Source organism: Kordiimonas sp. (genome assembly GCF_048264555.1).
In the GTDB taxonomy this organism is placed as follows: domain Bacteria; phylum Pseudomonadota; class Alphaproteobacteria; order Sphingomonadales; family Kordiimonadaceae; genus Kordiimonas.
On the sequence record NZ_JBLXCX010000007.1, the window covers coordinates 128,206 to 149,171 of the forward strand.

A 20,966-nucleotide genomic window follows, 5' to 3' on the forward strand; every position below is an offset into this window, starting at 1 on the left:
CGTCTAGCGTTCGCCACCCGTGGAACCACGCAGCATCAACTCAAATTCTATCTTGATTTCTTCTGCATTTTCATAGGCTTGAGCACGCCCCGCCGCAATAGCACCCAGTATAACTTCCGTTGCCTGTCGGCCCATGGCGCGAATTGGCTGGCGGACGGTGGTCAGCCCCGGCCACACCTGGCGTGAAAGTGGCGTATCATCAAAACCGGCCACCGCCAGCATGGAGGGCACGTCGATCTTGCGGGCGTGCGCCTCAAAAATCACCGCTGCGGCCATGTCATCGTTTGAGGCAAAAATCGCACTCGGGCGGTTTGGCATATCCAGAAGTTCGGCGGCGGCTTTCTGGCCCGAGCCAAAATCGAAATAGCCTTGTTTGACATTCTCAGCTGGCACGGAAAGCCCGGCCTCTTTCATGGCGCGCACAAACCCTGCTTCACGAAGGCCGCTTGCATAGTGATCCGGGTGGCCTTTAATGAGGCCGATGTTGCTGTGCCCACCTGCGATAAGATGCTGCGTCATTTGATAGGCGGCGTCTTCCTCGTCAATCAGGGCTGCGGGTGCGTCACCGGTCCCGCGTGAGGAAACCACAATCGCGGGGATGCTCTGTTCTTTCAGTGCATCAAGAAGCGCGACGCTATCCGTCAGCGGCGGGGTAACGATCACACCGTCAATGAACGACTGGCGCACCCAGTGCACAACTGCATCCACCATATCTTCATCATGGAAGGACACGGGGTTGAGCGCGAGGCCATACCCTTTGTCATGGCAGGCTTCGATGATACCGCTTTGCAGGTTGGCGAGGTAACTCGGGCTCGGGTTATCGTACAAAAGCCCGATCATATAGGACCGGCGCGCCGCAAGGCCGCGCGCCGACTGGTTTGGCCGGTAGTTCAATTCCTTGATAGCCGCATCCACTTTTTCCTTGGTTGCGGCCCGCACGTTGGGCTCCCGGTTTACAACCCGGGAGACCGTCTTGATCGAAACACCTGCCTTTTTGGCCACGTCATCGATGGTTACTGAGCGCATGTGGCCCCCTTTACCCATATTTGCATCCATCCTCTGATAGCCGGGTAATCAGGAAAAATAAATCCACATTACGCCAATAAGGACGAGTACACCGATGCTGGCCCACTTGGCTTGCGGTGTTGCACCCACCGCAGCCGCACCGCGCGCAGACATGGTAAGCCCTGCAACTTTCTCCTCCTCCGGCTCTTCCGTCATCAGGCTGACAATCACCAGAACCGCAACGCAGATCAGGAACAGGAAGATCGCCACATGAAGGAAATTGAAGGTCGCGAGCGAATAGAGCACACCGTCAAGGCTGTCTTTGTTGGCCTCAAGCACCAGGCGGCTGACGCCAAGCACAAGCCCCGTCATCAGCGAGGCGATGGCGCCGGTGGCGTTTGCCCGTTTCCACAGGATACCAATCAGGAACACAGCGGCGATAGGCGGTGAAATATAAGCCTGCACGCTTTGGATATAGGTATAGATCTTGTCTGAGATCAACTCCATCAGCGGAATCCACGCCATACCAAGAACCACCATCACGATGGTCGCAACCTGACCCACCCGCTTGAGGTGGTGGTCAGACGATGCGGGCTTGATCCGCTGGTAGATATCCATGGTGAAAACGGTGGAGCAGCTGTTGAACACGCTGGAGAGCGAGCTCATCAGCGCCGCCAGAAGCCCTGCAACCACAAGGCCCTTCACGCCCACAGGCAACAGCGCACCCATGAGGGCTGGCAGCGCCTGGTCAGGCTGGTCAAGCGTGATCATGCCTTTTTCCGCGAGCGCCATGGCAATAATGCCCGGCACCACAAAAATGAAGATCGGCAATTGCTTAAGGTAAGCCGCGAAGATGGTACCCTTGCGCGCTTCATCCTGGTTTTTGGCGGAAAGCACGCGCTGCACGATATATTGGTCCGTACACCAGTACCAGACACCTAGGATAGGCGCGCCAAAAAGGATACCCGTCCATGGGAACTCTGGGTCCGTCATCGGGCGCCACAGGCTGAAGGCTTCTTCGCCCACGCTGGCGCGCAGCTCACCCCAACCACCAACGGCTTCAAGCCCGAACCATGTCACGGCAATCGCGCCGCCAAGCAGCACAAACATTTGCACAAGATCGGTATAAAGCACTGCGCGCAGCCCGCCCCAAACGGTGTAGATAGCGGTCGCCACCACCACGATGGTGGCGCCTGTCCAGAAATCGATCCCCATCAGGGTTTCAAATACAAGGCCACCCGCCATCACGGTCACGGAAATTTTGGTCAGGATATAGCCAGCTACCGAGATCACCGCCAGATAGGTGCGGGAGCCCTGAGAATAGCGGCGCTCAAGAAACTCGGGCATCGTGAACACACCGGAGGCGATGTAAAACGGCACAAAAAGCCAGCCGAGAAGCAGAAGCACGAGACCCGCGATAATTTCAAACTGCGCCACCGGCACACCGGACGCAGCGCCTGTGCCTGCGAGGCCGATCAGATGCTCGGACCCGATGTTGGAAGCGAAAAGCGAAGCACCGATTACGAACCAGCCAACGTTACGACCCGCGAGGAAGAAGTCTTCCGACTCGCCGCCTTTACGTTCTTGCCGCCCGGCCCATATAGCCACACCAAAAATAATAGCAAAATAGATGGCGAGAACGCCCCAGTCGATGGATCCCATCGCTCACTCCCCCTGAACCTTATACAGTCAAGAACCTTATGTATTTTCCGGTATCCACGCGGGAACGCTGCGCACATCACGCAAATTCTCAATGGTCCGGAACTTCCCGGATGTGAGCATATAGCGATAGTGACAGCGCTGTCAATAAAGCGATCAACTATGCGCTCACAAAGGGGAACCAATGCCCATGCCATATGCCTGCCTTAAAAAAATGTGATACCAAAGCGGGGGATGCAGAAATGACGGAGCGGGGAACACCATGAAGATGAGAAATTTAGGGCTCACAATTCTGACTGCCGGAATGTTGTTCGCTTGCTCTGACGAAAAAGCCGCGAACGATGGGGACACCGCAACCACCGGCACAAGCGAAACAAAGCAGCAGATGAGTGCTGTGCCAACGGTCAGCGCTGGCCGGGTTGAGGTGATCACCGGTTTCCGTTCCGACGAGATCGGCCCGCGCACGGTGCATATTTGGCTGCCGCACGGCTATGATGAGCATAAAGCCTATTCCGTGATTTATATGCATGACGGGCAGATGTTGTTTGATGCCAACGGTACATGGAACAATCAGGAATGGGGCGTTGACGAGCTCGTAACCGAGCTGATGCAAAACGGCCGGATTGAAGACCTTATGGTGGTGGGCGTGTTCAACGCTGGCCAGCTTCGGCATAAGGAATATTTCCCGGAAAAAGCCTACTATCTGTTGCCGCGCGAAAAGCAGGAAAGCCTCTATGGTTTTGAAAGTGACCAGTTGATGGCGGACGAATACCTGAGGTTTCTGGTGAAAGAACTGAAACCCTATATTGACCGCAACTATGCTACCCGGCCAGATGCGGCCCACACTGCTGTGATGGGGTCCAGCATGGGTGGCTTGATCTCCCTTTATGCCATCAGCGAATATCCGGATGTGTTTGGCTCCGCTGCCGCCCTGTCAACCCATTGGCCAGGCGTAGAGCCTGACGAGATGGACGGTGTGCCGGAAGCGTTTCTCGCGTATCTGAACAAGAAGCTGCCGGACCCCAGGAACCACAAAATTTACTTTGACCATGGCGACCAGACGCTGGACGCCCACTACCCACCTTTGCAGAAAAAGGTGGATGCCTTGATGGTAGAAAAAGGTTTTACGGCAGAAAACTGGACGACCGTGGTTGCCCCCGGTGCGGCTCACGATGAAAAAGCGTGGCGCGACCGGCTACCCGGCGCGCTCACGTTTCTGTTCGGAAAATAAGAGGGAGCCTAACCGGCTTTAGGGGATATCGTGTGCGTCCACATTGCTGGGCTGCGCCTCGCTTGATGGGCTTTCCGCCCAGAAGCCCGCAACGGCGCGGCGGCCAACAGACTGTTCCATCTCCAGCACATAACGCACCGCAGATTTATACGGCTCCTCAAGCCCGATCACCTCATCGGGTGCTATGGTCATGCGCACTCCCTTGCCGTGCAGCCGCCACGCATTGGGCGTGCAGAACACGTGCAAGGGGCGCTCTGGTGTCGTCACTACATAATAGGGAACGTTCGAGACAATCGGGATATGGCGCGAATAGCGCACGCCATAGAAGCTGCAGCTTTCAAAATCCTGCGGGCCCACCATGCCGCCAATGATGCAATCCGTATAGCTTGTGTCCTGCACGCAGGAGCCTTCAAAGCTCGTGCACGTCATATTACAGGCGATAAATTCTGTCTGGTCGACATCACAAGCAGAGAAAGACGCGCCTGAAAAATCACACTTGAAGAAGATGGCACCGGAGAGAATCAGCAAATGGAACTGAGCTTCTGAAAAATCACAATTCACGAAAATCGTGTCGGACCAGCGAAGAACGCTTTTCACTTTCAGCGCGCTGATATTTTCCTGCGCGTACTGCTCCCCCATCACCAGTTTATGGGAGGGGAACATATTGGTCAGTGTCTTGAGGTCCATACTCACTGCTACTCCGGGCAAAGACGAGGTTTAAAGGTCAGGCGTCGTTCAGTCACAGTGTAGCGTCCTTTGGTATGAAAACCGTAAACAGTTGATTCAATTTTTAACCATTTATTGAGCGATATATCAAGAACACAGCCGCCAAACTCAGGAATATATGCATAAACCGCTGCTTTAATTGCATATTGTATATAAATTAGCCTATATGCAGAGGGGATGCATTTATAAAAAATTCGGGTAGGAGCTATCAATGGCAGGCACACAAAAGCTGGCGCGCAAATCGCTGGCCGTGCAGGTTGCAGATGCGCTGCGGGAGATGATCCTGAGCGGCGATTTTGAACAGGGTGAACAGTTGCGGCAGGACGATATCGCTCAGCGCCTGGGGGTGAGCCGCATCCCGCTCCGTGAAGCTTACCAGCAGCTTGAGGCCGAAGGCCTTGTGGTGAATGTGCCTTATAAGGGCACCATTGTCTCGCGCCTCTCCACCGATGAAATTACCGAGTATTTCGACATCCGCGCCACGCTTGAGGCTGAACTGCTCAGCGCGGCGATCGACCAGCTGGATGCAGACGTGATCGCTGAGGCCCGCAAGCTGGCAGAGCAGATGAACACCTCAAGCCCCGCCAAGCGCGGCGAGCTGAACTGGCAGATGCATGAAGTTTTATATCAGGAAGCCAACCGGCCCATCACGCTCGAGATGGTGAAAAAAATTCATGACAATCTGGACCGCTACGTGCGCATCCAGCTTTCGCTCTCGGACGCTAACCGTGACCGCGCCAATGAAGAACACGGGCGGCTGATCACCCTTTGTGAACAGCGCCGCAAAAACGAGGCTGTCGGCCTTCTCAAGGACCATATCGCCGGCGCACGAGACGACCTGATCGCTTACCTTCGTGACCACGACAAATAACAAACAGCAGGATATAAAAAATGTTAGACGCGACCCGGCTTACCGCCCTTCGGCAGGAAATGGCTACTAACAAATACGATGCTTTCCTCGTCCCGCTCGCGGATGCGCATCAGGGTGAATATATCGCCCCTTGTGACAAGCGCCTCAAATGGCTAACGGGCTTCACGGGCTCCGCTGGCATGGCCATTGTGCGCACCCATGACGCCGCCATTTTTGTGGACGGTCGCTACACGGTGCAGGTCGCGCGCGAGGTAGACCTTGAGACCTTCTCCCATCAACACTTGCATAATAACCCGCCCGCCAAATGGTTGCGTGCGCATGCGAACAAAGGCGAGCGCATTGCCTATGACCCGTGGCTGCACACACCAGCTCAGGTCAAGCTGCTGGAAGAGGAGGTGAAAGCCGCAGGTGCTGCGCTTGTTGCAGTCGCGCAAAACCCCATTGATGCCGTCTGGCATGACAGGCCCGCGCGCCCGTTGGCCGATGCGATCGCCTACCCTGAGGAAATGGCAGGCGAAAGCGCATCTGCACGGCGCGCGCGTATTGGTGAGCTGGTACGCGGCGCGGGCGCTGACCGGCTCGTGCTCACCCTGCCTGATAATATGGCGTGGCTGATGAACGTGCGCGGCGGTGACGTGGCCTATAACCCCATGCCGCAGGGTTTTATTATCCTGGCGGCAAGCGGCACGGCAGACTGGTTTATTGAGGATGCAAAACTCGCCCGAGCCCGGTCAGAGATCGACCTTGAGGGTGTCACCATCCACGCGCCGGATGCCTTCCTGCCCACACTCGCGGATTATGCCAATACGGGCGAGACCATATGGCTTGACGGCAACTGGTGCCCGGCCATTTGCGCGCAAACGGTAGAGCGCGCAGGCGGCACGGTGCATGATGAACCCGACCCGGTTCTTCGGGCCAAAGCGCATAAAAACGAGGCCGAGATGGCAGCCATGCGCACCGCCAACGCGCGCGACAGCGTGGCGTGGGTGAAGTTCCTGCATTGGCTGGACGCAAACGCCGCAAGCCGCGCGGCAGCGGGCCAGCCGATCACGGAACTTGAGGCGGCGGACGCCATTCTCGGCTACCGCAAGGAAGCCAACCAGTTTATGGAGCCAAGCTTTGAGAGCATATCGGCCACAGACGGCAACGCCGCCTTGTGCCACTATGCCCCAACCCTAAAGGCGCAGGCGAGCGTGGGCGCAGACAGCACCTATCTGCTCGATAGCGGCGGCCAGTATCTGGACGGCACGACGGACACCACGCGGTCTGTGCCCATTGGCAAGATCAGCGATGAATACCGGGACCGCTACACCCGCGTGCTTAAAGGGCATATCGCGCTCGCGCAGCTCCGCTTCCCCAAAGGCACCAAAGGCCACCATATTGATGCGGTTGCCCGCATACCGCTTTGGCAAGTGGGGCTTGATTATGACCATGGCACCGGCCACGGCGTGGGGGTCTGTCTCAGCGTGCATGAAGGCCCGCAGCGCATTGGCAAGGCGGTCAATGATGTTGAACTGGCCGCAGGCATGACCATCACCAACGAGCCGGGCTATTATGAGGCTGACAAATTTGGCATCCGTATTGAGAACCTGTGCGAGATTGTCGAGGGCGAGGATGGCTTCCTTGAGCTGAACGACCTCACGCTGGTGCCCATCGATACACGCCCGATTGATTTCAGTCTTCTCACCAAATCAGAGGTGGATTGGCTGAACGCCTATCACGCCCGCGTGCGGGCCGAGTTGATGTCGCAGGTCTCAGGCGCCGACGCAGACTGGCTCATGCGCGCCACGGAAGCTGTGTAACCGGCGGCGGTACAAACGAGAGTGTTAACCTAACCCGGCCAGCCATAGTGCCGGGTCAGGTTTTCAAATACCTCGCGCTGCAATGGGCCGCCCTGTTCGCCGTTACCCATCAGCACAACGCCCTGCCCCCGTTCGGGCCAGGCGGCGAGGAAACACCTGAACCCCCGGTTTGAGCCACCATGGGTGAGGCGCAGGCCCTCGCCTTGCCCGTCCACCGCAAAGCCGGGGCCCATGCCGTCCGTCACCTGTGTTGTCAGCTCCACGACCGAGGCTTTTGAAAGCACACCGCCCTCGCCCCTATAGGATGCCATCAGGTTCACGAGAAGCGCGGCGAGGTCAGACGGTGTGGTCCAGAGGCCCGCCGCCGCAAGCTCGGGGTAGGTGTGGGTCGGGCGGGCTTTGCCCTCATCATCATGCGCGCCCGCCGCAAAGGCGTAATGCAAGCCGTCAAGAGGCTGCATGAAGGTGCTGTGCTTCATGCCAAAGGGCTCCAGCACCAGCTCTTGCATCAGCTCTGCAAACGGCTGGCCGGTCACATCCTCCATCAGTTGCTGCAACACCGTGTAGCCACCGCCGGAATAGCGCCACGCAGCACCCGGTACCTGGTCTACATAGATGGCAGGGGAGTTGGCGGGGGCTGCACCATTCAGAACCTCTATCACAGTCGGCACCGGCTCATCGGGCGCATAGCCTCGGAAGCCATGCACGGTAAAACCCGCCGTGTGGGAAAGAATACGCCTTATGGTGACCGGATGCGCCGCATCCTGCGCGCCTTCGGGCAATTTCCATGAGGTCAGATAGGTGCTGATATCCGCATCCAAATTCAGATTGCCCATTTCAACAAGCCGCATCACCGCAACAGCGGTTACCGGCTTGCTGATCGACGCGGCCTGAAAAAGCGTCACCGGGGTCGCGGGTTCACCTGTGCGCGCATCACCATAAGCGTCCGCAAAAACCGTTGCGCCGCCCTCGACCACCGCAACCGACAGCCCCGGCACCTTATAATGCGCCATGCGCTCAACAAGGCTGTATAGCTCGGCCGAGTTTGCCTTGCTGGCAACCAGAGCATCACCGTTTTCAAGCGCGCGCCTGAGCCGCATGATGTCGTCATCTTCCGCGCTTGCTGGCGTTGCAAACAGAAGTGTCGCCATCAGAAGCCTGATCTTCGAGAAACGTGCCATTCGTCTTGTCCCCATGAGCGATTGCCTGTTCATGAAGGTAAGAAGGGGGAGCAGGCCACACAAGGGGCACGGGCCAATGTGTCGCAGCTCTCAATAAAACTGCCCGCCCGGAAACCCCGGCGGGCAGCAAGCATTGTATCAATATGCCAGCACTTAAGCTGAGCGGGTGTAGGCGGTTTTAACCGTGGTGTAGAACTCCCGCGCATAGGCACCCTGCTCGCGGCTGCCATAGCTTGAGCCTTTACGCCCGCCAAACGGTACGTGATAATCCACGCCTGCGGTTGGCAGGTTCACCATCACCATGCCTGCTTCCGCGTTCCGCTTGAAGTCGGTCGCATACTCAAGGGACGTGGTGCAAATGCCCGCAGACAAGCCAAATTCACAGTCATTCGCAACACGCAGCGCTTCTTTATAGTCCTTCACCTTCACCACACTGGCGACCGGGCCGAACACCTCTTCGCGGTTGATGGTCATATCAGGCGTGGTGTTCGTGATCAGCGCCGGGCTCATGTAAAAGCCGTCGCCGTCCAACAGCTCACCACCGCACGCCAGCGTACCGCCCTCGGCCACAGCCTGCTCCACATAGCGCATGTTGCTATCAAGCTGGCCCTTGTCCACCACCGGCCCGATCTGGGTTTCACCCTTGAGCGCATCACCAACACGCAGCTTGGCTGTTGCTTCCCTAAGCGCCGCGACAAACTGATCATGGATACCTTCGGTGACAATCAAACGGGAGGATGCCGTACAGCGTTGCCCGGTTGAGAAGAAAGCGCCCTGAAGCGCACAATCAACCGCGATATCAAGGTTGGCATCATCCAGCACCACAAGCGGGTTTTTGCCGCCCATCTCAAGCTGCACTTTGGCGCCGCGCGCGGCGGCTTTCGCGAGAATATCACGCCCCGTTGGCACGCTGCCGGTGAAGCTGATCCCATCAATGCCCTCTGAGTTCACGATCGCATCACCCACCACGCGGCCAGAGCCCATCACCAGGTTGAACACGCCTTTGGGCAAGCCTGCCTGTGCGATGATATCCGCAAGCGCCCAGGCAGAGCCCGGCACAAGCCCCGCCGGTTTGAACACCACGCAGTTGCCGTGCGCGAGCGCAGGCGCGATCTTCCACGCGGGGATCGCGATGGGGAAGTTCCACGGTGTGATCATGCCAATCACACCCACGGGCTCACGGGTCAGCTCAACCCCCATGCCGGGACGGGTAGACGGCAAGGCTTCACCACCGGGGCGCAGGGTTTCGCCCGCAAAAAACTTGAATATCTGGCCCGCACGCGCCACCTCGCCAATGCCTTCAGCGCGGGTTTTGCCTTCCTCGCGTGATAGCAGTTCGCCCAGTTCTTCCTTCCGGGCCAGAAGCTGGGTGCCGATATAGTCGAGTGCGTCAAACCGTGCCTGAATGCCTGAGCGTGCCCAGCCGTGGGCGGCGGCGTTCGCGGCAGAGATGGCGGCTTCGGCCTGCTCGCGGCTGGCCTGCGCATATTCGCCAATCACATCCGCCGTATTGGATGGGTTTATGTTCTCAGTGTAGCTCTCGCCTTCAACCCATGCGCCGTCGATATAATTATAAAACTTGTCCACTGTCGTCTCCCTCCAGACGGTTGAGTGTGTATCTCAGATAACCTGAAACCCGTGGGGGAATGGCTCCCCTTCATCCACGAATATGGTGTTGATCCCGGTCATATAAGCCGTCCCTTCTATAGACGGGATGATACCGGGCAGGCCACCCACTTTTGTCTCTTTTACAACGCCGCCCCTGAAGCGGCTGCCGATGATGCTTTCATGAATGAAGCTGTCACCCACCTTTAAACGTTTGCGGGCCACCAGTTGCGCCATCCGGGCCGAGGTGCCTGTGCCGCAGGGTGAGCGGTCGATGGCTTTTTCACCATAAAAAACCGCGTTGCGGCCATCGGCCCCTTCGCTCGGCGTACCTGTCCACATAACATGGCTGCAGCCTTTCACGGTGGTGTCTTCCGCGTGCGCGATGGTGACAGCCTCGTTCACAAGGCGGCGTACGATAGGGCTGAAGCGCAGCACATCACCAGGCGTGATATGCTCAAGCCCGCCAAAGTTTTCCTGTGGGTCAATAATCGCATAAAAATTACCACCATACGCCACATCAAGGCGAATGGCCCCAAGGCCCGGCACGTTAATTTCCACGTCCCGGTGCGCGAGGTATGAGCCCACATTGGTGATGCACACGCTTGTCACCTTGTCGCCCACCTGTTCATAGCGCACAGCCACGCGGCCCGCGGGCACCTCAAGGCTCAACTCCCCCGGGGTGCGCGGTTTGATCAAACCGTTTTCAAGCCCCATGGTCACGGTACCAATCAGCCCATGCCCGCACATGGGCAAAGCCCCGCTTGTCTCGATAAAGAGGATCGCCGCGTCCGCATCGCCTGCGATCGCGGGATAGATAATCGCGCCTGACATCAGGTCATGGCCGCGTGGCTCCAGCACCAGCGCGCGGCGTATCCAGTCATGATGCGCAATAAAATCCTGCCGCCGGGCGCTCATGGTTTCACCCCTCAGTGTCGGCACCGCACCAGAGACCACACGCACGGGGTTGCCGCCCGTGTGGCCATCGATGCACAGGAAGGTATGGCGCGCCATGTTTACGCGGCCTTCGTGAGGTCAGCAGGCAAGGTGGGGCGGGCGTCTACCGCAGCCTGTGTGACCGCCTGCACATAAGCACGCTCTTCCCCCTCGAGCATCATGCGCGGGGAGCGCACAACCTCAGACCCACGGCCCATGATCTCCTCCACCAGCTTGATGCACTGCACGAGTGTTGGGATGGTATCGAGATCAAGAAGCGGCATGAACCAGCGGTAAATTTCAAGCGCTTCATCATAGCGCCCGGCTTTCGCGAGGTTGTAGATAGCAACACTTTCACGTGGGAAGGCGTTGGTGAGGCCAGACACCCAGCCCTGCGCCCCCAGCATCAGGGCTTCAAGCGCGATATCATCCACACCGCCAAAAATGGCGAAGCGGTCGCCGAAGGCGTTCTGCAAATCAATGATGCGGCGGGTATCTTCCGTCGATTCCTTGATCGCGACGAGGTTTTCAATCTTGGCCAGCTCAGCCATGGTCTCGACCTTGATATCGATCTTGTAGGACACCGGGTTGTTATAAATCATGATCGGCAGGCTGGTGGCAGCGGCCACCGTTTTATAATGCGCGATTACCTCACGCGGCTGGGCCTGATACACCATCGCGGGCAGGACCATGAGCCCGTCTGCGCCGATCGCCTCAGCTTCGCGGGCATATGCTGCTGCGGCTTTAGGTGTAAACTCAGCAACACCAGAGAGGAGCGGCACACGGCTATCCACCACTTCAACCGCAGCCTTCAGTACCGCGCGTTTTTCTTCCGCGTTCAGGGAACAGTTTTCCCCCACCGTGCCGAGCGCGATGATGCCGTGCACACCGTCTGATATCAGGCCGTCAATCACCCGCTGGGTGGCCTCTAGGTCAAGGCTTTCATCCTTATGGAACTGTGTTGTTGTGGCGGGGAAAACGCCGGACCAGTTGATCATGTTTCGTCCTTTCAGATAGGCCAATACGGCCACGCATGGGGCCAGATAAAAAGGCGGGCGGAGAGGCTGACCCTTAGCCTCCAGAACCGAAGGCCGGGAAAGAGGGTGCACCAAACCAGAAGGGCCAAAATTGGCGCTTAGCCTGCCCGCCCGCAACACGGGCCACCGGCAGGGTGTCGTTCGCCAGCCCCCTGCTTCATGGCCCAAATTCTCAATTGCGTATATTGTATACAATATGCTATTGCAAGAAAAATCAGGCAGGCATTAGGGCGGTTGGGCAGACGGATGGAAAAACACGACTTTATCATCATTGGTGGCGGTATCATCGGCATCACCACCGCGCTTGAATTGCAGGCGGCGGGGCACGGCGTTCTTGTGCTCGACCGGGGCGGGGTCGGCAGCGGCTGCTCCTATGGGAACGCGGGGCATATAGCTGCGGAGCATATCTTCCCGCTTGCGACGCCTGCGCTTCTTCGCGCCCTGCCTGGTCTTCTCCTTCAGCCCAATGGCCCGGTAAGCCTGAAATGGCGTTACCTCATAAAGCTGATGCCGTGGCTTGTGCGTTTCCTGCTCGCCGCCCGGCCATCACAGGTGGCGCGCAGCACCGAAGCCATCGCCAGCCTGAACGCAGGCGCCATCGCGGCCTACGAAAGCCTTGATGCGCGTTTTGGGCTTGATGGTCTGCTCAAGCAGGACGGCACCTTGGTGGCTTACATGAGCGCTAAAGGGCTTGAAGGTGCCGCGCGGGAGAAAGAAGCACTGGCGCACTTCAGCATCAAAAGCGAGTTGATGGACCAAAAAGCGCTTGGGCAGTTTGACCCGGCGCTCAACCCCACGCTCATGGGTGGGCTTTATTTCCGCCACTCAGCACATATTGAGGACCCCTATGCCCTCACCCAAACCCTTAAGGCGCATTTTCTGGCGTTGGGCGGCAAGGTGGAGGAGGCCGAGATTACCCATATTGAACACCGGGCAAAATGCACGACGGTCTATTCAACTGATAAAGTTTGGCGAGCGGACAAAGTGGTGATCGCGGCGGGTGCCCACTCGCATCTGCTGGCCCGGCAGCTCGGATATAAGATTCCGCTCGAGACGGAGCGCGGATACCATCTTGATATCCCGCGCCCCAGCGTAAGCCCCCGTGTTCCCACAACTTTTTTTGAAAAACGCTTCGTCGCCACACCCATGCGCCACACTCAAATGGCAGTTTTACGGCTGGCTGGCCGTGTTGAATTTGGCGGCTTGAACGCAAAAATGACACTGAAACAAGCACTTGCGCTGCTGCCGCTAGGGCAAAATCTACTGCCCGATTTGGGGGGTGACGACCGCCACACTCGCGCCACAGAAACCGTCACACTTTCACCACAGCGCGCCACACCTGAAGGCATAAGGCCGTGGATGGGTTTTCGCCCCACCCTGCCCGACAGCCTGCCAGTGATGGGCAAGGCACCAAAGCATGCTGGTGTCTATTTTTGCTTTGGTCATCAACACCTTGGCTTAACCCAGGCGGCCATAAGCGCCCGCGTAATGCTGGGCATCACCACAAGTTTCGATGCCGGAATCGATGTAAACCCGTTCAGGGTAGATCGTTTCTGAAGCGTAATGATTATTCCGCGAGCGGGTCGATATAATCGCCTTCGCCAAGCCCTTCGAGGGAGGCGCGGAAGCGCTCGACCGTTTTGTCTGCCTTGTCCGTATTATCGAACTCGGCAACATGGAAAAGCGCGTCACCTTCATTGACGATGGGCAGGTTGGTGCGCCCGATCACCACGCCTTCCTGCGTGGCTTTGATCTCGACCTGTTCGTCGCCCAGAAGGTCAGACAGATAGGCCAGCCTGTCGCCCGCTTCGACCCTCGTGCCGAGCCGAATTGGTTCCCGGATAAGGCCTGAGCGCGCACCCCGAACCCAGTGTGAACTGCCAGCCTCAAGCGTTACGTGCGGCCTGCGCTTCACCTCGCGTTTGATCATGCCAACGCTGCCCAGAACATTGAGGATACCGCGCACCCCGGCGCTGACCGCCAGCTTGTCAAACCTGAGCGCCTCACCCGCTTCATACAAAAGCACAGGGATGCCTTTTTCCACCGCATAGCCGCGCAAAGAGCCGTCCCTCAGGCTCGCATTCACAATCACGGCGGTGTTGAACGCGCGGGCGAGTTTGGCGGTTTCCGCGTCGGCCATATTGGCGCGAATATGCGGGAAGTTGGTGCGGTGGTTTGAGCCTGTGTGCAGGTCGATACCGTAATCAGACCGGTCAATGATCTGCTTCCTGAACACGTGGGCCACACGCGAGGTCAGCGAGCCATGCTCAGACCCCGGAAAGCCCCGGTTAAGGTCGCGCCGGTCAGGCATATAACGGGTGTGGTGCAGAAAGCCGTAGACGTTCACCACCGGCACGCACAGAAGCGTACCCCGGATACGGTTGAGCGACTTCTGCTTCAGCAGCTGGCGGATGATCTCAATACCGTTGATCTCATCCCCGTGGATAGCCGCATTGATGAAAACCGTGGGGCCGTCCTTCTTGCCGTGGATGACGTGAAGCGGCATGGAAAGCGGCGTATACCGCGACTGCCCCGGCATGGAAAGCGACATGGAAACCCGGCTGCCCGGCTGCACCTTTTGTCCTGCAATTTCAAAAGGTGCACGTGTTTTCATGGGTTAGCCCTTGCCTTTGGTTTGGGTACGGTTCGGTTTTGCGTTTGCTTCGATAAATTCAATGATCTTGCCCGCAACGTCAATGCCTGTTGCTTTCTCGATGCCTTCAAGGCCGGGGGAGGAGTTTACCTCCATGATCACCGGGCCATGGTTGGAGCGCAGCATGTCAACACCCGCAACATTGAGGCCCATGACCTTCGCCGCGCGCACAGCCGTGGATCGTTCCTCAGGCGTAATTTTAATGGTGCGGGAGGAGCCACCCCGGTGGAGGTTGGAGCGGAACTCACCGTCCGCGCCCTTGCGCATCATGGAGGCAATCACCTTGCCGCCGACCACAAGGCAGCGGATATCCTGGGCTTTGGCTTCCTTGATATATTCCTGCACGAGGATATTGGCCTTCAGCTTGCCAAACGCCTGGATCATGGACCGTGCGGCGTCTTTGGTATCCGCGAGCACAACACCCACACCTTGCGTACCTTCCAGAAGCTTGATCACAACCGGTGTGCCGCCAACCATGTCAATCACGTCGTCTGCCTCACTGGTGCCATGCGCAAATGCGGTAAGCGGCAAACCGATGCCGCGGCGGGAAAGAAGCTGGAACGAACGCAGCTTGTCACGCGACCGGGTGATGGCGACAGATTCGTTCAAAGGGTATATGCCCTGCACCTCAAACTGGCGCAAAACGGCGGTACCGAAGGAGGTGATCGAGGCACCAATCCGTGGGATAACAGCGTCATAGCCCTCCACAATATCGCCCTTGTAGCGCATCTCAGGCCGGTGCGAAGCAATGTTGATATAGACCTTGAGCGTATCGATAGGGTCCATGGTATGGCCGCGCTTCTCCGCCGCCTCAATCAGCCGGACATGGGAGTATAGGTTGGCGTTGCGGGTCAGGAGTGCGATACGCATTTTCCAAAATCCTTATTGTTGCCACCGGTCGTCTTCGGGTTCGCCAAGGCCATATGACAGGCCACTATCAACCAGATAGCGCTTTGAAAGCGCCTGCCGGCCAACAAGAAGGCGGAACCCCATTTCGTCCCGATTTGTTAGTGTCAGCTCAATTTTCTGTACAAATGGACCAAGTACCAGTCGGGTAGAGACCACCAGACGTTTCTGCACCACGCCATTTGAACTTTTTACTTCGCGCTCACCCACAATGGGAGCGGCGCACTTAATCTCTGGTTTCCTGTGCCGCTGCACAGGATGCACAAAAAACTCGGCCCACGGCGCACCGTCGCGCATCACTTTCTTGATGCGGTAGGCATGCAGGGCCGACGTTTTGGCACCAGTATCAATCTTCGCCTTGATGTGAGGGATTGAGAATTCCGGCAACCCTGCCCACTCTCGCCACCCGACAATCAATTTGCTTTTCATAAAGCGATCTCCAAGTGCGGTAAGGAAACTTTCCCGTTTATCTTACCGCGCAGTATCGCCGAACCGGCGCTGCCTCTATCTGAATTCTGACAACTTTAGAAGCCAAATAATTCATTGAGCAACAAAGACTTGAGACTAGGTACAATTACGCCCGGTTTTTGGCGGTTTTTTGTTCGCCCATACCGGCGTAAGGTCGCGCTCGAAGCCATACCATGCGCGCCTAAACAAGGCATTGCGTCCCACAAGCAGGCGGCGACTCTAGCGCGAGTGACCCCACCTTACAACCGCACCAGCCTCTTGCAGCAGCAAAAGCAGCAAGATCGATACTTTTGCAATAAATGCAAATAATGCACCGACGATCTCGAAAAAGGCTCATATTGTCATCTCAAGCTGCATATATTGAGCATTTTTCGCATATTATTTTCATTATTTGCATTGATTTTTGCATAAAGCGCCGTATTCTCTCCCTGAAGCCTCACACAAGTGCCCACAGGGCGCCTGGGCCTGGTTTCCTGAATTAGGGGCCTCTGTAGCCGATCGCCTACCCTCTCCCACTCAAGGCTGGCGCTTGGCAAAGAGCATTCCTCCACCCTGACGGCCATGCTGTCGGGGTGTTTTTTTTACCTTCACAAAACCTTGAGCTATACTTGGTTACTATGTAACGTCTCGAAAAATTATAAAGCGAGGGTTACATATGACGAGGTTGCTGTTCCTGCTCTGCGCGCTCTGGAGCACAGAGCTTTATGCTCAAGACACTCATGCCTATCTGAAGTGGAATATTGATCACACACAGCGTATCCCGCGCCCGGCCTACCCGCTGACACCCCAACAGTCCAAAAGCATTGACCACTACGTGCTAAGCCATGATGCGCGCGGCAGGCTTACCCGCGTGACCTTCATGCATAGTGGGAAGCCGAGCCCCGCCGGGGATTATGGCGCGGCGACGCTCACCCTCACTTACGAAAACGATAAAACTGTTGAGGCTTACCTGAACACAGAAGGCGAGCCGGTGGCGGCGGGCGGTATCCTCCGCAAAATATATCACCACGACAATACAGCCTTCTGGCACCGCCTGAGTTTTGAAACGACCGACGGCACAGGTGTTACCCCAAGTGGCTATAGTGAAGTGCGGGTAGAGCGGGACAATGAAGGCCGCGTGATTACGGAAACTCGCTTCAGCCGGGACGGAGAGATTGTGCCAGAGCATAACGGCTTTGCCGTCGCCTCCTTCGCCTATGACGCCAATGATATGGCGCTTTATCGGCAATATGAAAACGCTGAAGGCAAGCTGCTTAACGGCAGCCTTGGGTATGCCCGTGTTTCCTTCAGTTTTGATGAGTTTGGCAATTTTCTGAGCGAAGAAGCGCAAGATGCAAGCGGGAAGCTCACGGCCATGTCCGCTGGCTTCAGCCGCATTGAATGGCGGGATTTCAACAGTTTTGGCAAACCTGCACGGGTCTATTATTTCGACGCACAGGCAAGGCCTTACGCACCCTATGCCTATTCAAGCCGCAGCTACACCGAGGCTATGCAGCGCGACGGTGTCGCCTATTATGGCGCGGAAGGCCAACCAGCCATGCACCCCGCAGGGTTTCACCGCATAGAGTATCACTATAAGGAAAATGGCAGCCTCGCTGAGCGCAAGCTCTTTGACGCAAGCGAAACCTTGATCACCAACCGGTAGCGACGCCGCGTGCTAAAGGACGGCAGAGCCGATCAGCGCCGCGTATTTTGCGGTGATCAGGTTCACCGAGATACGCTCGAGATAAGGCTGCATCGGACCTTTGGCGACAAAACGGCGCAACAGGTCGCTTGACGGCACCATGCCCATGATCTTGGGCAGGATACCCCCGCCGAGGAACACGCCGCCTGTGGCCCCGTGGGCCAGTGCGATATTGCCCGCAGAACTGCCAACGATGGAGAGGAATAGCTGCACCGCACGCGTGCAAGACGGCGCGCCACCCTCACCGGCCAGCTTGGTGATCTCGGCCGGTGAGAGGCCACGGTCACCACTGCCGCCATAGTCCACCAGGAAACGGTGAATGCGCGCGATCCCTTCCCCGCACAGGAAGGTCTCAACCGACACATGGCCCATTTCAGCGCGCAGGTGTTCTGTCAGGTCATGTTCAAGCCGGGTAGAGGGCGCAAACGCCATGTTGCCACCCTCTGTCGGCACAGTGATCCAATCACCGGCCATCGGCACGAGAAGCGCAACACCAAAGCCTGTCCCCGGCCCCATGACCGAGATCGGCCCTTTGCCGTCTTCAACACCTTTTTTAAGCTGAATATAATCAGCACCTTCTTCAAGAAACTGGCACGCGCCAGCGAGAGCGCCAAAATCGTTGAGAAGCTTCACGCTCTCAAGGCTGTGGTCTGCCTCCAGCACACCCGCATCCGCTTGCCAGCCAAGGTTGGTTAACCGGCCATGACGTGCGGTAGTAGGGCCTGCGATCGCGAGGCGGGCCATCCTGGGGCGGTCAGCCACACCCAATTGGCCGATATATTTACCGAGCATAGGGCTGACACCGGAAGAATCCGCACAGGGAAACACTGAAACTTTCTCAATGTGAGGTTTTTTGTCGCCCTCAATAAAACGGGCAATCCCAAACCGTCCATTGGTGCCGCCAATATCGGCAACAATACACGTTTCAGTGTTCGACATAACGATCCCTTCCCCGGCGCAACTCAACACCCTGAAGCGCCAACCTCAACACAGGGGGCGCGGAAACTTCCCATTTCGCACCCCTTCTTGACCAATAGTATCTTGTGTCTTTACCTCTCAAAGACAGCGCTGTCAATTCAGTAACGACGCGGCTTTGCGCAAACTTCCCCAAGTCAGCGACAACACGCCCTGCCAGAAAAACAGACCACATAGCCGCGTACGACTTGATTCCGGCTGCCGAGTTTGCTGTGGTGCAAAAGAGAGGCGAGAGCCTCAAAACAAAGTTTGAGGGGAAACAGTGTGAAGCGTTTGGTTTTGACCGCGCTGCTTCTGGGAACAGCAGCGTGTCAAAATACGCATACCCGGCCGACTGTCGCGCCGCAGTTCATGCGCGTGGGACCACTCGCCGAAAGCAATCTTTCGGATAAATGCGGCCTTGCCCTCAAGGCCCGCTCCGGCACTTGGGCAAACACTGGCGCGGTGGTTCTTTTCCAGCAAACAGGCAACACGGGAGCCGTGATCGCACTTGATGGCGCGAGCCGCCAACTTACGCAAACCCGCGCCACGCGAGATTCGATTGATGGCTTCCCAAGCCTGCAAGCCTTCAGAGCAGACGGCATGACCGCACGCCTGAGCGTAAGATTTGCAAAACCAGACGAGACGGAAGAGGGCGACACCCATGTTGGTGTTTTAATGGTGAACAAAACCGATGGCTGGTCGACAACCATCCCGGTTTCCGGCACCATATCATGCAAATGAGCGACGCACCTGTAACGGATATTCTGATCATAGGCGGCGGCATCAATGGTGCCGGTATCGCGCGGGACGGTATTGGCCGGGGCCTTTCCGTAACTCTTGTTGAGCAGAACGACCTTGCAAGCGCGACCTCAAGCGCCAGCTCAAAGCTTATCCATGGTGGGCTGCGCTATCTCGAGCATTATGAGTTTCGCCTCGTGCGGGAGAGCCTGCAGGAGCGGGAAACGCTGATGGCGATGGCACCGCACCTCATTCACCCCATGCGCTTTGTGCTGCCACACCATAAGGGCTTGCGGCCTGCGTTTATTCTTCGTCTCGGATTATGGCTGTATGACCATATAGGCGGGCGAAAAAAACTACCCACCACGCGAACCCTCAACCTCCGGCAAGATGAAGCGGGCGCGCCGCTCAAGGACGACTATAAAAAGGGTTTTGAATATTCCGATTGCTGGGTGGACGACAGCCGCCTTGTGATCGCGAACGCGCGGGACGCAGCAAACCACGGCGCCACCATCCTGCCCCGCCACCGTTTCTTGCGCGCAAGCACTGAAGGTGGGCATTGGGTCGCAGAGATTGAGACACCTGCCCGTAAGCGTATTTCCATCAAGGCGCGGGCGCTTATCAACGCGGCCGGCCCTTGGGTTGACGCGGTGCAGGAACACCTGCCCGTTGATAGCGGGCGCGTGAACAACATGCGGCTCGTAAAAGGCAGCCATATTGTGGTGCCGAAGCTTTATGAGGGCGCGCAGGCCTTCACCTTTCAGGGCAGCGATGGCCGTGTGGTTTTTGCCATCCCTTACCGCGACGATTACACCATGATCGGCACCACCGATGTGCCCTTCACCGATGACCCGGCACGGGTGCATATTGATGGTGAGGAGGTGACATATCTGTGCGCCCTGGCTTCAGAATATTTTAAATCCACCATCACGCAGGAACAGGTTGTCTGGAGCTTCTCCGGCGTGCGCCCACTTTATGATGATGGTGCCAAAAGCGCATCCAAGCTGACCCGTGACTATGTGCTGGACCTTGAAGCCAAGCACGGCATGCCACCACTTCTCAGCATCTATGGCGGCAAGGTAACGACCTACCGGCGGCTGGCGGAAGATGTATTTGAAAAACTGCACCCATATCTGCACGCCAAAGACGACTGGACCGAAGGTGCCGCCTTGCCCGGCGGCGACATACCGGGTGGGGATTTTGAGGGCTTTTATGCTACCGTACAAGCGAAACTGGACTGGCTGACACCAAGCGTGGTGCGGCGCCTGTGCCTTGCTTACGGCAGTGAGCTTGCGCGCGTGATAGGCGATGCCACAACGATTGATGAGCTTGGCCAGCATTTTGGCGGCGGGCTTTATGAGGCTGAGGTGCGTTACCTGATGGCACACGAATGGGCGCAAACGGCAGATGATGTGCTGTGGCGCCGCAGCAAACTGGGCCTTTCTCTCACGGCGGCTGAGCAGAAAAACCTGGCCGCCTGGATGAAATCCCAGCCCAGCGCCTAAGT

18 protein-coding genes are annotated in these 20,966 nt (G+C 57.4%); 7 read left to right on the forward strand and 11 right to left on the reverse strand.

The genetic code is table 11. The features are described 5' to 3' along the window. Positions 1-3: 3 nt before the first annotated feature. Both ACN0XZ_RS16485 and ACN0XZ_RS16490 read right to left on the reverse strand, forming a co-directional pair. Positions 4-1,026, reverse strand: a complete 1,023-nt coding sequence (locus ACN0XZ_RS16485; protein ID WP_417458898.1) for a LacI family DNA-binding transcriptional regulator — start codon at positions 1,024-1,026, stop codon at positions 4-6. Between the two features lie 48 nt (positions 1,027-1,074). Beyond that, positions 1,075-2,667: a sodium:solute symporter gene (locus ACN0XZ_RS16490; RefSeq protein ID WP_417458899.1), complete on the reverse strand. Its 1,593-nt coding sequence runs from the start codon at positions 2,665-2,667 to the stop codon at positions 1,075-1,077. 259 nt (positions 2,668-2,926) lie between these two features. Between ACN0XZ_RS16490 and ACN0XZ_RS16495 the strand changes: the two genes are divergently transcribed. Further along, a complete protein-coding gene (locus ACN0XZ_RS16495; RefSeq protein WP_417458900.1) occupies positions 2,927-3,895 on the forward strand; it encodes an alpha/beta hydrolase in 969 nt (322 codons plus the stop codon). Positions 3,896-3,913: 18 nt separating this feature from the next. Here ACN0XZ_RS16495 and ACN0XZ_RS16500 read toward each other — a convergent pair whose 3' ends face one another. Next, entirely contained in the window at positions 3,914-4,582 is a 669-nt protein-coding gene (locus ACN0XZ_RS16500) for a pentapeptide repeat-containing protein (protein ID WP_417458901.1), read from the reverse strand. A gap of 250 nt (positions 4,583-4,832) precedes the next feature. On the opposite strand from ACN0XZ_RS16500, the gene ACN0XZ_RS16505 reads away from it, so the two are divergent. Then, the gene (locus ACN0XZ_RS16505; protein ID WP_417458902.1) at positions 4,833-5,492 is read left to right on the forward strand and encodes a GntR family transcriptional regulator; all 660 of its coding nucleotides are present in this window, start codon (positions 4,833-4,835) and stop codon (positions 5,490-5,492) included. Between the two features lie 20 nt (positions 5,493-5,512). Next, entirely contained in the window at positions 5,513-7,294 is a 1,782-nt protein-coding gene (locus tag ACN0XZ_RS16510; RefSeq protein WP_417458903.1) for an aminopeptidase P family protein, read from the forward strand. Positions 7,295-7,323: 29 nt separating this feature from the next. Here ACN0XZ_RS16510 and ACN0XZ_RS16515 read toward each other — a convergent pair whose 3' ends face one another. From ACN0XZ_RS16515 to ACN0XZ_RS16530, 4 genes are all read right to left on the reverse strand, one after another. Then, a complete protein-coding gene (locus ACN0XZ_RS16515) occupies positions 7,324-8,475 on the reverse strand; it encodes a serine hydrolase domain-containing protein (RefSeq protein WP_417458904.1) in 1,152 nt (383 codons plus the stop codon). A gap of 153 nt (positions 8,476-8,628) precedes the next feature. Continuing rightward, positions 8,629-10,062, reverse strand: coding sequence for an aldehyde dehydrogenase family protein (locus ACN0XZ_RS16520; RefSeq protein WP_417458905.1), 1,434 nt, complete (start codon positions 10,060-10,062; stop codon positions 8,629-8,631). Positions 10,063-10,095: 33 nt separating this feature from the next. Continuing rightward, positions 10,096-11,094, reverse strand: a complete 999-nt coding sequence (locus ACN0XZ_RS16525) for a 4-hydroxyproline epimerase (protein WP_417458906.1) — start codon at positions 11,092-11,094, stop codon at positions 10,096-10,098. 2 nt (positions 11,095-11,096) lie between these two features. Next, positions 11,097-12,014, reverse strand: a complete 918-nt coding sequence (locus ACN0XZ_RS16530) for a dihydrodipicolinate synthase family protein (RefSeq protein WP_417458907.1) — start codon at positions 12,012-12,014, stop codon at positions 11,097-11,099. A gap of 285 nt (positions 12,015-12,299) precedes the next feature. Here ACN0XZ_RS16530 and ACN0XZ_RS16535 point away from each other — a divergent pair, with 285 nt between their 5' ends. Further along, on the forward strand, positions 12,300-13,610 hold the full coding sequence (locus ACN0XZ_RS16535) for an NAD(P)/FAD-dependent oxidoreductase (RefSeq protein WP_417458908.1): 1,311 nt from the start codon (positions 12,300-12,302) through the stop codon (positions 13,608-13,610). A gap of 10 nt (positions 13,611-13,620) precedes the next feature. On the opposite strand, the gene ACN0XZ_RS16540 is transcribed toward ACN0XZ_RS16535, so the two are convergent. Genes ACN0XZ_RS16540 through ACN0XZ_RS16550 form a run of 3 tightly spaced genes read right to left on the reverse strand, consistent with a single transcriptional unit; the run spans position 13,621 to position 16,041 of the window. Then, positions 13,621-14,667 (reverse strand): succinylglutamate desuccinylase/aspartoacylase family protein, encoded by a 1,047-nt coding sequence (locus ACN0XZ_RS16540; protein WP_417458909.1) that lies wholly within the window; start codon positions 14,665-14,667, stop codon positions 13,621-13,623. Positions 14,668-14,670: 3 nt separating this feature from the next. Then, positions 14,671-15,576, reverse strand: coding sequence for a 30S ribosomal protein S6--L-glutamate ligase (gene rimK / locus ACN0XZ_RS16545; protein ID WP_417458910.1), 906 nt, complete (start codon positions 15,574-15,576; stop codon positions 14,671-14,673). 12 nt (positions 15,577-15,588) lie between these two features. Further along, the gene (locus ACN0XZ_RS16550; RefSeq protein ID WP_417458911.1) at positions 15,589-16,041 is read right to left on the reverse strand and encodes an ATP-dependent zinc protease; all 453 of its coding nucleotides are present in this window, start codon (positions 16,039-16,041) and stop codon (positions 15,589-15,591) included. Positions 16,042-16,735: 694 nt separating this feature from the next. On the opposite strand from ACN0XZ_RS16550, the gene ACN0XZ_RS16555 reads away from it, so the two are divergent. Then, positions 16,736-17,725, forward strand: a complete 990-nt coding sequence (locus tag ACN0XZ_RS16555; RefSeq protein ID WP_417458912.1) for a hypothetical protein — start codon at positions 16,736-16,738, stop codon at positions 17,723-17,725. A gap of 12 nt (positions 17,726-17,737) precedes the next feature. Here the strand turns inward: ACN0XZ_RS16555 and ACN0XZ_RS16560 are convergent, their stop codons facing one another. Further along, positions 17,738-18,703: a glucokinase gene (locus ACN0XZ_RS16560; RefSeq protein ID WP_417458913.1), complete on the reverse strand. Its 966-nt coding sequence runs from the start codon at positions 18,701-18,703 to the stop codon at positions 17,738-17,740. A gap of 300 nt (positions 18,704-19,003) precedes the next feature. On the opposite strand from ACN0XZ_RS16560, the gene ACN0XZ_RS16565 reads away from it, so the two are divergent. Both ACN0XZ_RS16565 and glpD read left to right on the forward strand, forming a co-directional pair. Continuing rightward, the gene (locus ACN0XZ_RS16565) at positions 19,004-19,462 is read left to right on the forward strand and encodes a hypothetical protein (RefSeq protein WP_417458914.1); all 459 of its coding nucleotides are present in this window, start codon (positions 19,004-19,006) and stop codon (positions 19,460-19,462) included. After that, positions 19,459-20,964: a glycerol-3-phosphate dehydrogenase gene (gene glpD, locus ACN0XZ_RS16570; protein ID WP_417458943.1), complete on the forward strand. Its 1,506-nt coding sequence runs from the start codon at positions 19,459-19,461 to the stop codon at positions 20,962-20,964. Before ACN0XZ_RS16565 ends, glpD begins: the two co-directional genes overlap by 4 nt. The last annotated feature ends 2 nt before the right edge of the window (positions 20,965-20,966 follow it).